Raw genomic sequence first — 12323 nt, forward strand, 5'->3', positions numbered from 1 at the left:
AGGGTAAGCGTGTTCCATTATGGTGCATGAGAAGATACTTAGCGAAATCAATCAACAGCAGCTACCGAAGGGCTATATAAACGCGGTTGAGCGTTACTTAATACCGCTGGCAGAAAAAATAGCGGTATTAACAGCGCATAACAATGGTGCGCTGTTGGTCGGGGTGCAAGGGGGGCAAGGAACCGGAAAGTCAACGCTTGCCTTATTTACGTCTCTCGTTTTACAACATAGTCATCACCTAAACACGGTTAGTCTTTCGCTGGATGATTTTTATCTAACCAAGCGTGAGCGAGATCGGCTTGCCGGTGATGTTCATCCTCTACTCAAAACACGGGGTGTGCCAGGCACCCATGATATCGAACTCGCATTACAAACCATTTCTAAATTAAAGGCTTTGAAAGATGGCGAACATGTTCTAGTTCCTCGCTTCGATAAAGCGTCGGATGATAGAAAGCCTGAATCAGAGTGGGAAAGCATTAGCGGTAAGGTTGATGTGATTTTGTTTGAAGGTTGGTGTGTTGCTGCGCGCCCTGAAGATGACTTGTTGCTAGAAGACCCCATTAACAAATTTGAAACGGAACATGATGCGTTGGGCTTATGGCGAAACTGGGTCAATGAGCACTTAAAGTCAGATTGCACATCACTGTTTGATCAGCTGGATTATTTAATCGTGCTTCAAGCCCCTTCCTTTGATGTGATCTATGAATGGCGGCTACTGCAAGAACATAAACTGAAGGCCAGAATCGATGGTGTTTCGGGTCATCACAGTGGGGTTATGGATGATGATCAAGTCGCTCACTTTATTCAGCACTATGAGCGTATTACACGAAACTGCTTAAGTACGCTACCAGCCCTTGCAGATTGCTTGTTTAAGCTCGATAAGAATCACACCATTTATGAAATGGTTGAGCCCAAAAAGAACCACTCTTTTATTGTTGTTTCTGACTTAGACGGCACCTTGTTGGATCATTTTGATTACTCATTTTCTGCTGCTTTACCTGCACTTGCATCGCTTAAACAGCGAGATATTCCGCTAATTATCAATACCAGTAAAACGTATACAGAGGTCGAGGGAATTAAGACCGAATTGGCTGTAGAAACGCCTTGTATTGTAGAAAATGGCTCAGCGGTCTATCTACCAAAATCAACTTGGCCAACGCTAGGGGGGCAACTCTCAGACGACCTATTATTGATAGGCGATCAATACGTCAAAATATTGGGTGAGCCTAGAGCCAAAATACTAACCATACTGCAGCGTATAAAACATCAGAATGACTACTTATTTGAAGGGTTTTCTGACTTTACCCCTGAGGCGTTAGCCATGCTAACTGGACTTTCACAAGAATGTGCTATTCAGGCGCTAAACAGGCACTTTTCCGAACCTATTCTTTGGCATGACAGCGAAGAACGTTATCTAGATTTTGTCACTGAGGTGGAACGAAATGGTCTGATGCTGTTGCGTGGAGGTCGATTTATTCATGTGCTTGGGCGTTGCGATAAAGGTCAGTCGCTCGCGTGGTTGAAGGACTTATATAGCGAAAAGAGTGGCCGAAATACCGAGCCTCGCTTGGTGGCACTGGGCGATAGTCAAAATGATAGTGCCATGTTGGCGTTAGCTGATATTGCCGTGGTCGTTAAATCACCCGTGCATGAGTATCCAGAGGTTAATCAGCCTAAGGGTGAAGTACTTTATTCGACTCAAGAAGGCCCTAAAGGGTGGAATGAAGAGGTACTGAAAATTATTGAGCGTGCTAGTTAGCGCGACAACTTAAGTGTAAAGCCAAAAGATTAAGTCAAAATAATATGGAGTAACGAGTTATGGGCGATTTTTATCAGAATGGGATTATTACGACACTTCATAATTTATCGAGACGACCCGTAGAGGCATTAGAAGAAGAGCTACATCGCTTTTCAAAAACACGCCCTATGTCACTTATACTGCCTTCTCTATATTCTGAGTTGCAGGGTGAGGCGTTGCCCAATATTGTGAACGAATTACGCGGAGCAACCTATCTAAACGAAATCGTCATTGGGCTTGATAGAGCGTCTGAAGATGAGTATCGAAAAGCACTCAAGTTTTTTTCTGCTCTTCCTCAGCATCATCGGGTTCTCTGGAATGAAGGGCCAAGGCTTCAGGCCATTGATAAAAAATTGCAAAAAGAAGGTCTTGCTCCCTTAGAGCTGGGGAAAGGGAGAAATGTATGGTATTGCATGGGCTACACGCTAGCCTCTGGCCGCGCTCAGTCTGTGGCGTTACATGACTGTGATATCGTTACCTATGAGCGAGGTTTATTAGCTCGTCTTATTTATCCCGTTGCAAACCCCAATTTCAACTATGAATTTTGTAAAGGGTACTATGCAAGAGTTGCAAATGGCCAAATAAACGGCAGGGTAAGCAGGTTGTTAGTGACACCGTTAATTAGAGCGTTGAAAAAAGTATTTGGCTCTATGGACTATTTAGAGTACCTAGATAGCTATCGGTACCCCCTTGCAGGTGAATTTTCGTTCAGGTTAGATGTATTGAATGATATTCGAATACCGAGCGACTGGGGGCTTGAAATAGGTGTGTTGTCAGAAGTGAAGCGCAATTATGCCACCAACAGACTTTGCCAAGTCGATATCGCTGACGTTTATGATCATAAACATCAAAACCTATCGGAAGGGGATGATAGCGGCGGCTTGTCAAAAATGTCGATTGATATATCGAAAGCGCTATTTAGAAAGCTGGCGACCAATGGTGTGGTATTTAATGCAGAAACCTTTAGAACCATTAAAGCATCATACTTCCGGATAGCGTTGGACTTTGTCGAAACCTACCGTAACGATGCCATCATTAATGGGCTTAATTTCGATATTCACTCTGAAGAAAAAGCAGTTGAATTGTTTACTCAGAACATTGTTAAAGCAGGTAATCAGTTTTTGGAGCGCCCAATGGAAAAACCCTTTATACCCAGTTGGAATAGGGTAGTGAGCGCAATACCTGATATTTTTGAGCAAATAAAAACGGCTGTCGAGCTAGATCACGAGGAGTTCTCTCAGTCATAGTTCATACGAGTGCAGTAGGACTGTATTGATTAAATCCGCATTGATTAAGTCCGTAGCAATTTAGTCTAACTAGGTATCGGTTATGATGGAAGAGTTAAGGTTTAGAGTCATTTCTCACCTCGCTGTCCTTTATCCAGAGCAGTCAGAGAAAACGAGAAATATATTAGCCGATACGCTTATTCAGGCAATGGGTATCGAGGATACGGTTACGTCGCTAGCACAGTATGAAAATCACTGGGACCAACATGATGTGTATGTGATCACCTATGGCGATACCTTTCTGGCCCCAGGACAGAAGCCACTAAGCGGCCTGCATCAGTTTTTGATTAAACACCTAATGGGTACGATCAATAGTGTTCACATCCTGCCGTTTTTCCCTTATAGCTCAGATGATGGTTTTTCTGTTATTGATTATATGGCGGTTAATAAGGCACTGGGGGAATGGCGTGATATTAATTTAATTGCTAATGATTTTAAACTCATGGCTGACGTGGTGATTAATCACTGTTCTGCAGAAAGTCGCTGGTTTAAAAACTATCTCAAAGGACGTGAGCCTGGTCTAGGTTATTTTGTTGAAGCGTCCCCCTCCGATGATCTTTCTCACGTCGTTCGACCAAGGACATCACCGCTATTAAAGAAGGTGATTACTAAAGAGGGTGAAAAACATATCTGGTGCACATTTAGTCACGATCAAGTGGATTTAAATTTTGCTAATCCGAAGGTGCTGTTAGAGTTCGTTAAAATTATTAAAGGGTATCTTGATAACGGTATAGCGGTTTTTCGTTTAGATGCCGTCGCGTTTATATGGAAAGTGGTGGGTAGCACGAGTCTTAATTTACCAGAAACCCATGAAATTGTGCGCTTATTAAGAACGCTTATTGAAGCCCGAAAAAGTGATGCGGTGATTATTACAGAAACTAATATACCTAATCGAGAAAACTTATCTTATTTTGGCAACGCTAACGAGGCGCATGTTGTTTATAACTTTTCATTGCCTCCTTTACTGATTAATACCTTGGTGACTGGCAGTTCCCATTATTTGAAAAATTGGTTAATGAGTATGCCGCCTGCACAAATGGGGACTACATACTTTAACTTTATAGCTTCACATGACGGTATAGGGCTTCGACCGGCAGAAGGGTTGCTGTCTGATGAGGAAATTAAATTGTTAATGGATACCATGATTACCCATGGTGGAGAAGTCTCTTGGCGAGCTCTTGATAGTGGAGAAAATAAGCCTTATGAAGTCAATATCAGCCTGTTTGATGCATTAAAAGGCACTGTCAATGGGAAGGATCAATGGCAGATTGAGCGATTTGTGTGCGCGCATGCGGTGATGTTGGCACTGGAGGGTATTCCAGCCATCTATATTCATAGCCTCTTGGCTACTGGGAATGACTATGAAGGTGTCAAACGAACCGGGCACAAGCGCTCTATTAACCGATATCAATGGGACTATACAGAGCTTGAAAGAGCCCTAAACAGCCCCGAGTCCCGACATCATTTAGTTTTTAATAGACTAAAAAAGTTGATCGATATTAGAGTTAAGCAGCCTGCCTTTCACCCAAATGCGATTCAATATACGCTGCATTTAGGAGATGAAGTGTTTGCATTCTGGCGTCAGAGTTTGAGACGGGACCAGAGTGTTTTTTCGATTAACAACATTACTGACCAACCCCAAGTTATCCCTTTAACGGCTGTTAATCTTGTAGGGACTGATGAGTGGGTCGATCTCATCACTGGTGAGCGTTATCAAGACTTACATGGCACTTTGGTATTGGCACCTTATCAATCGGTTTGGTTGACTAATATGATTGGGGGATAAACTACGCGTATAGGGGGGTCGAAGTGTTTAGTTATAGGGACAGTGTTTAGTTACAAGGGAGGGGATTAGCTAGGTCTTAGCTATTTGGGTCTAAGCGCTTACTTCTTTTTTTGTGGACTTGGCGTTCAGGCGTTGGCTGTTTATCTGAAGGCGTTGCACGAGTTGATTTGCGCGTCGACAGAAATGCTTCGGTTATCACGCCAACTTGCTTGTTCACGACTTTTACTGATTTGTAGACATCACTGCTGGTTTGGTCGTGAAGTTCTCGTAGTTTTTGATTTCTAGTTTTTGTTTTTTCTTTTGATGATAGGTTATTGATCACATTAAATGCCGCATCAGAGATTGACTGGTGAATACTTTCTACTGCTACCGTACTACTATTAACTGTTTTCTCTACTAACGCTTGTTTAGCCTTTATTGATGCAGTGCGTGATTGTTGCTTACGTAAAAATTCGAGCAGCGCTAGGGTTTTCGCGTGACTACTCTTAATCTGTTTTTTTAGATTCGTTACTTTAACCATTAGCAATACGTTGATGGCTAATGGAATAACCAACAAGAAGGGGAGTAATGTATTAATCGTTTCTAGGTTCATTGCGATCTATCTTCCATAAATAACGGTCATGAACAGCACTTAGTGTTTCGTAACGGTGACGGATGCATCCACGTTTTTTTCTTCAAGGCCAGCTGCCACTTCGCTCGCTACTTGCTCATATACTTTTTTAATAATGAGTTCAGGCGCCACCTGACTGAGGTATTTTGTTAAAGGCTGTTCTCGTTTTGCTAGCCCAATAGGGTCGTCAATTTCGATTATTAATTTCATGCTTGGGGTGTAGGGCTCGCTCACCGAACTAGGGAGCGCTAATAGTTGTTCAAGCTGACTTCGTGCTTGTTCAGACTGAATAAGCGTATCTTTACTGATTCTCACTTGTCTCAAGAGATAGCATGGAAATAGAGTGAGAATGATAACGACAGAGATAAAAAGTATTGAAATCATAAAATGGTACATTTTTATTAAAACTGGGAAATGTAATTTAACCGTGAAGCCGCCACTGTTGGCAAGTTAAATTTTATGTTGTTAGCGCGCGGTCACATTGCGATTGTTTCGCTAAGCAATCAGTATGAGGGGTGAAGAATGGTCTACGCTTTATAAATGTTAAATAAGCTTGGTAAATGCCTGTAGGATTAAAATGCAATTTCATACTGTAAGTAACGCAATTAGTGTATTGCGAAAGGGGACAAAAGACGAACAGTGGTTTGAAGCCGCGTCTTTTCTGATTGATAGGGCATCGCCTGAAGTGAAATTGATGTTGGAAGTCGGCCGCGAGTTAGAGAAAAAAGAACGGGCGGATATTGCAAATAAGTCGTTAGACTTTCCTGCTAAAAAGTGGATGATTATTTTATTGGGGGGGGCTGTTTTGGCTGGGAGCGCAGGATATATTGGCTGGTTGATAACACAAGGTTTGGGATTGAGTTGTGGTTAATCCATGATTGTAGAGGTTAACCTATGTGTTCGCCCTCGACTTAAAAGAACAAAGACAGACACGTAGGTCTGTCACTAAATTTGTTGTTAAAGCGGTGGATTCCCGGTCACCCCAGGGCGCGCGCTCTTGCTTCGCAATTCACCTTGTTCGTGGGAATACGGTATCTGGGCTTACTCTTCGCCTTTATCAATAAACTTCGCTAATTGCGCTTTGAGGCTCTTGGGGATTTCTGTAATGGTGAGCGTGTCGTTCGACGGGTTGTAATGAACAGACGATTGAATTAAATCAGATGAAAATGACAAGCTCATTCCGTTGCCTTTGCCGGTAAACCGAACTAGATGTTTTAGTTTACGGTTGTCAGGTCTAAACTCTGTTTCACTGTTAAGGGCTTTTTCTTCTCTAGCAAAGCTGGCAAAGCGCTGTGGCTCGTTTTCGTCTAGGTAGTTTGACAGTTGTTCAATCTGTACAGGCTCGCCGATCTGTTGTTGCTCTACGCAATAATCGTATGCTTTTTTACGGTATTGGGTCGCATCTTTGCTTTCTACTTTACTGGTATATTTCTCAAGGGTCTCGAGTAATGTTTCGGTTTCTTTTTCAGTATCAATACTGTTTTGATAGCCAAGTGTTTTAGAAAATACGTCGCCAGCTTTTGCTGCGCTCCGGCTCATCGCTAACACGAAATAATCGTCTGTGGGTGTATCGCCTTGCCAGTCAGATAGCTCAATGCGCGCAGCTAAGTCGAGCTTTGAAGTGTTGAGATAATCAACGGTTTCCAGCTCGAGTGAACCACTGAGTTCCATACCGGATGCAGTTTCAAGAAACAGCAGGTAGAAAACATCGCCATCAGCACGACTATCTAAGACAAACATCAGGTAGCCATCTAGGGTAATGGGTTGTTCATCAAGGTGCTGCTTAAAAGTCTCGGTGACTTTTTGAGAGAAACTCAAAAAACTCATTTTGCTGTCGAGGGTTTCGGTTAACCAGCTGGCGAAGGGTGACTCGCCGACGTCGTCACTAAATCGACCATATTTTTTGCCTGGTTTACCGTTAAAGAGTTTTTTCTCTTGCGTTAGTAATGACTCATAGTCGGCTGTGACCGAGAGTAGCTCGTCACGAAGTTTTAACTCCGCAGGCTGGTCGTCTTGCCAGCGGGTAACACGATGAATAACGAGAGACTTAATGGCCATAATATAGATACCCGAATACAGTGAAGAAGGGCGATATTGTAACTCAGAGAAGGAGGCTTTGGGGAGATTAAATCGGATACAAGTAGCAAGGCAATACCAATAAAGGACGCCTTGCTACTTGTTGTTTTTATTTCAATTGCTTAAGCAATGATTTGATATCTTTTGTTAAATCGCTATCACTTTCAGCGGTTAACACGATATCAGCTTGCTCGGTAGCTGATTCCAAAACAGTAACGGCAATTAAACCTGACTGAACTAGAATTTGAGCTACTTTATTGCGCTCTTGATCATCTGCGGTGTTAACCTCAGAAAGTACGACCGCTGACTTACCCATATCAAACAGCTTGCGTTCAACGTCTAGTGCCAATTGCTCGGCTGCTGCACCGGTACATGCGATTTGAAGCGGCTGCTGGTTAAAGCGAATCGCTCTTTCTTCTGCTGTTACAGGTGCCCACTCGTCCAGATCACCTTCGTCGCATGCATTTTCGATCATACCAGCACCAATGGTAACGTTGGTTAGTCGATCAATAATGATGAATGCACCGGTTGTACGGTTGGCTTTGTAAGCGTCAAATGCAACAGGCTGATTCAAATGGAATCGACACAGTGCAATGCTGTTTAGGTCGAGCTGCTCACCTTGATCTTTTTCGAACGTGTTAACGTTGATTAGATGATGTATTTTTTGTACTGAGCCTGATACAGCACTGGTTCCCAGCTTAATATCGTATAGCTTACCTGGTTTTAGCGCGTCTTCTGCCATCCATACGACGTGTGCATCAAACGAAGCACCGACTTCAGGCATATCGTCTGCTTTAACAATCATGTCGCCGCGGCTGATATCAATTTCATCTTTCAGCGTTAAGGTAACGGCTTGATCAGCAAAGGCTTCATCTAAGTTACCATCAAAGGTAACGATGTCTTTAACCGTACTGACCTGGCGAGAAGGTAAGGCCATTATTTCGTCGCCAGGGTGAATCTTTCCAGAGGCAACCGTGCCGCAGAACCCTCTAAAGTCGAGGTTAGGACGGTTAACGTATTGCACAGGAAAACGGAAGTTTTCTAGGTTACGGTCAGCTGAAATCTCAACGCTTTCGAGCAGTTCCATCAGCGTTTGGCCTTCAAACCAAGGCATGTTTTCACTTCGGTCGACAACGTTGTCACCCTTTAAGGCTGAAATCGGTGCAAAGTAGATATTGTCGATATTCAGTTGTGAAGATAGTTCAAGATACTGTGCTTTGATCTCGTTGTAGCGGTCTTCACTGAAGTCGACGATATCCATTTTATTGATCGCGACGACGATGTGCTTAATACCTAATAGTGACGCTATAAAAGAATGACGACGAGTTTGAGTCAATACACCGTGACGGGCATCGATCAAAATGATGGCCATGTTTGCTGTAGATGCACCCGTTGCCATATTTCGCGTATATTGCTCATGCCCAGGGGTATCCGCAATAATAAACTTACGCTTAGTGGTCGAGAAAAAACGGTAAGCTACGTCAATGGTAATACCCTGCTCACGCTCTGCCTGTAGGCCATCTACTAGCAAGGCTAAATCGATTTCTTCGCCCGTAGTACCCGATTTTACGCTGTCAGCTTTAATCGATTCTAATTGATCTTCATAGATCATTTTAGAGTCATGTAATAGACGGCCAATTAAGGTGCTTTTACCGTCATCTACGCTGCCGCAAGTGAGTAGTCTTAATAATTCTTTATGTTCGTGCTGCTTTAGATATTCGTTAATATCCTGAGCAATTAGATCCGACTGATTTGACATGTCTGTATCTCTTTAATTCTCAATCTCTGAAAGTGTTTGTTTTTAAAAAAGCCTTGTTTGTGCGTATTGCCGTTGAGCAACTGCAGAAACAAATGTAGGGCTTGTTTAGAAATAACCTTCACGTTTTTTCTGTTCCATTGATCCGGCTTGGTCACTATCAATCAAGCGGCCTTGTCTTTCTGACGTCGTTGCCAAGAGCATTTCTTGAATAATTTCAGGCAGCGTTGTGGCTTCTGACTCGACAGCACCCGTAAGCGGGTAACAACCCAGTGTTCTAAAGCGCACAGATTTCATTTCAGGTGTTTCACCAGGCTCAAGTGGCAGACGTTCATCATCGACCATAATTGTAATGCCGTCACGCTCTACAACAGGGCGTTTTTTAGACAAGTAAAGCGGTACGATGTCTATGTTTTCAAGGTGGATATACTGCCAAATATCGAGCTCAGTCCAGTTAGACAGTGGGAATACACGAATACTTTCACCTTTGTCTTTTTTGCCGTTATAAAGGCTCCAAAGCTCAGGGCGTTGGTTTTTAGGATCCCAACCGTGGTTTTTATCGCGGAAAGAATACACGCGCTCTTTAGCGCGAGACTTCTCTTCATCACGACGAGCACCACCAAATGCAGCATCAAACTGATATTTATTTAAGGCTTGTTTTAAGCCTTCAGTTTTCATTACATCAGTATGCTTTGCACTACCGTGAGTGAATGGGCCAATCCCTTGATCAACGCCATCTTGGTTAATATGTACTAGCAGATCAAGACCGTATTTTTTTGCCTGCTCATCTCTGAATTCGATCATTTCCTTAAATTTCCATGTGGTATCCACATGAAGCAATGGGAATGGAGGCTTGCCTGGGAAAAAGGCTTTTCTTGCCAAATGAAGCATTACGGTAGAGTCTTTACCAATAGAGTAAAGCATCACGGGACGATCAAATTCAGCCGCAACTTCCCGGATAATTTGGATACTCTCCGCTTCAAGCTGCTTCAGATGAGTCAGATTGTAATCGGTCATGTTTTAAAACCTGCTTTAGATAGACGTCGGATAAATATGAAATGATAAATATCGCGTATTTTAAATCTGTCAATATCACAATTACCTATTGATTTAATTAGCTATTTATTAAATGTAGCTAACACAATAGGCATGTGAGTATTTCGAAAGGAAAGATTATACCAAATAATAGGTGATTATAAGAAGTTGATCTTCTAGATATAAAAGAAATAAGGATATAGCCTCAAGGTACTAAACAAAAGGTTATAAGTTAGCCTGCCTTTTGCTGCGCATCAATATACTGATTGATGTAGCTATAGCCGTTATTTTCAACCGAATCGAATTCTAGCCCCACTTGGAAAGAGTCACGGGATAGGCGGCGTGTGTAGACAATATTACATCGTGTCTTAACCAGAACGCTTTGAGTAGCCACAACCGGAACGGTAAATTCAATAGCGACCTGTACGGGCTTACTAGGCACAATGGGTGTGGTATTCGGGAGTAGCTTATTAAGGGTGCTGTTATCGCATGTCAGCATCATGCCTGCACGTGACAGGTTTGCGATATCGACGTTAACTAATACGTCAGTGTCTTTTAAAACCTTTGCTTGCAGTTGAGCTTTGATGCGAGAGTAGTGCCGGAGGTTTTTTTTGGTGCTATCGGTATCCATAAATCGTTGCTGCCACAGTTACATATTGATGCGTTTTCTATAAAGGGTGAACTTAACAGAGTGACCTCCGATATCATTGATCAAAAGCATGTTACTGCCGCACATTAATCAAATTTCTGCTTATAGTTACCTAGTTGTATGAATTTTAAGCGGTTATCCCCATGTTAGCAATTAAATCCCCGTTTCAGTTTGAAACAGAATGTATCACTGTGACCCAGTCGTAGGAAAAAAGAGGGAGTCGGGCGAGATATATTTGAGTTTGCTTTGGGTTAGTGGCTGACCCCATACAGCCAAAATTAATACGTTTACAGCGTAAAAAGATGACAGGTCTATTTTTTGAACCCAAAGGGTAGCCGTGAAGTTTGGTCATTTCAATGCATCACAATTTAAAGGTATCTGAGTTTTCAGAAGAGAGCTAAATCGATCTATTTGCTCATCACGCCAAGAAAAGGCAAGGGCAATAACCGCTTTCTCATGAGGTTCAACAAGGCTTCGGTCTTCTAACCCGTCTCTAGATGTGCTGATCACACCGGTACTTTCGGGGTATAACGCTTTATTAAGGCCTACTCCTACAATTTGGTCTTCACCTTTGCTAAATATCCAACCACGCCCACCATAAGGTTGTGATACTCCTCGCGCTAGGTTTTCCGTTTGCCAGCTTACAAAATCAGTAGGCTCTCGGTAGGATAAGGTCGTACTGATATAAAAACTTTTCTTGAATGTGTATGAAACTAGAGGGATCATTTTTCGTTCTTCTGTACTCAAGCGCGAACTCCCTATGGCATCACGGCCGGATTCAATCAGGATACGTAAGTACTGATCTCCACTTGATGCAAACACCTGACAAAGCCCATTAGCATATTGTCTGACATAGACTCCATCGACGTTAGGCCCAAGGTCCGGCACATCGACTGTTGAACTTATATCAGCGCCAGAAAGTATGTCGTAGTAATGACATTTACCGTAATCATTGGTGAATTTTCTTCTGCATCGCTCAAACGATTCGCCACGAATAACATCGCCGTCAACTGAATAATAAATCCAGTCTGAGTCTTTAGGTGATTGCGTTAGAAAATAAATAAACAGGATTAAAAGAGAGACATATATGACCCCTTGAATAATATCTTTAGGGGTCATTTTTGATGGTGTTGAATCCATTTATATAGCGTCCTTGCTGAGAGCAAATGTGATTAATCTGAAATAGCTTTTCTAGGCTTCATTTTTATGAACGAGGCGATAATATTGCCTTAGATGAAAGAGTTCAAGTCAGTGCAGTTTAAAGCTAACGTTAGTGTTTAATGTTGAACGGTATTTTTAATAATATTAAGGGGGGCGATATGTCTCA

At 42.5% G+C, this 12323-nt stretch carries 11 protein-coding genes; 4 read left to right on the forward strand and 7 right to left on the reverse strand.

Annotated features, from left to right (window positions below; genetic code table 11):
• Positions 1-19: 19 nt before the first annotated feature.
• The 3 genes from NKI27_RS05020 (at position 20) to NKI27_RS05030 (ending at position 4870) form a co-directional block, all read left to right on the forward strand.
• Positions 20-1759: an HAD-IIB family hydrolase gene (locus NKI27_RS05020; RefSeq protein WP_265048592.1), complete on the forward strand. Its 1740-nt coding sequence runs from the start codon at positions 20-22 to the stop codon at positions 1757-1759.
• A gap of 59 nt (positions 1760-1818) precedes the next feature.
• Positions 1819-3045, forward strand: coding sequence for a glycosyltransferase family protein (locus NKI27_RS05025; RefSeq protein ID WP_265048593.1), 1227 nt, complete (start codon positions 1819-1821; stop codon positions 3043-3045).
• 82 nt (positions 3046-3127) lie between these two features.
• Positions 3128-4870 (forward strand): sugar phosphorylase, encoded by a 1743-nt coding sequence (locus tag NKI27_RS05030; RefSeq protein WP_265048594.1) that lies wholly within the window; start codon positions 3128-3130, stop codon positions 4868-4870.
• 76 nt (positions 4871-4946) lie between these two features.
• Here NKI27_RS05030 and NKI27_RS05035 read toward each other — a convergent pair whose 3' ends face one another.
• Both NKI27_RS05035 and NKI27_RS05040 read right to left on the reverse strand, forming a co-directional pair.
• Positions 4947-5462: a hypothetical protein gene (locus NKI27_RS05035; protein ID WP_265048595.1), complete on the reverse strand. Its 516-nt coding sequence runs from the start codon at positions 5460-5462 to the stop codon at positions 4947-4949.
• A gap of 39 nt (positions 5463-5501) precedes the next feature.
• Positions 5502-5795, reverse strand: coding sequence for a hypothetical protein (locus tag NKI27_RS05040; RefSeq protein WP_265048596.1), 294 nt, complete (start codon positions 5793-5795; stop codon positions 5502-5504).
• 262 nt (positions 5796-6057) lie between these two features.
• Between NKI27_RS05040 and NKI27_RS05045 the strand changes: the two genes are divergently transcribed.
• Entirely contained in the window at positions 6058-6351 is a 294-nt protein-coding gene (locus NKI27_RS05045; protein ID WP_265048597.1) for a hypothetical protein, read from the forward strand.
• A 170-nt stretch (positions 6352-6521) separates the two neighbouring features.
• On the opposite strand, the gene NKI27_RS05050 is transcribed toward NKI27_RS05045, so the two are convergent.
• From NKI27_RS05050 to NKI27_RS05070, 5 genes are all read right to left on the reverse strand, one after another.
• The gene (locus NKI27_RS05050) at positions 6522-7538 is read right to left on the reverse strand and encodes a nucleoid-associated protein (RefSeq protein WP_265048598.1); all 1017 of its coding nucleotides are present in this window, start codon (positions 7536-7538) and stop codon (positions 6522-6524) included.
• 127 nt (positions 7539-7665) lie between these two features.
• Positions 7666-9315, reverse strand: a complete 1650-nt coding sequence (gene cysN, locus NKI27_RS05055) for a sulfate adenylyltransferase subunit CysN (RefSeq protein ID WP_265048599.1) — start codon at positions 9313-9315, stop codon at positions 7666-7668.
• Positions 9316-9420: 105 nt separating this feature from the next.
• Positions 9421-10329, reverse strand: coding sequence for a sulfate adenylyltransferase subunit CysD (gene cysD / locus NKI27_RS05060; RefSeq protein WP_265048600.1), 909 nt, complete (start codon positions 10327-10329; stop codon positions 9421-9423).
• Between the two features lie 250 nt (positions 10330-10579).
• Entirely contained in the window at positions 10580-10978 is a 399-nt protein-coding gene (locus NKI27_RS05065; RefSeq protein WP_265048601.1) for a PilZ domain-containing protein, read from the reverse strand.
• 366 nt (positions 10979-11344) lie between these two features.
• Complete coding sequence (locus NKI27_RS05070; RefSeq protein WP_265048602.1) at positions 11345-12136, reverse strand: hypothetical protein; 792 nt, start codon at positions 12134-12136, stop codon at positions 11345-11347.
• Positions 12137-12323 lie beyond the last annotated feature (187 nt).

Source organism: Alkalimarinus alittae (assembly GCF_026016465.1).
In the GTDB taxonomy this organism is placed as follows: Bacteria; Pseudomonadota; Gammaproteobacteria; order Pseudomonadales; family Oleiphilaceae; genus Alkalimarinus; species Alkalimarinus alittae.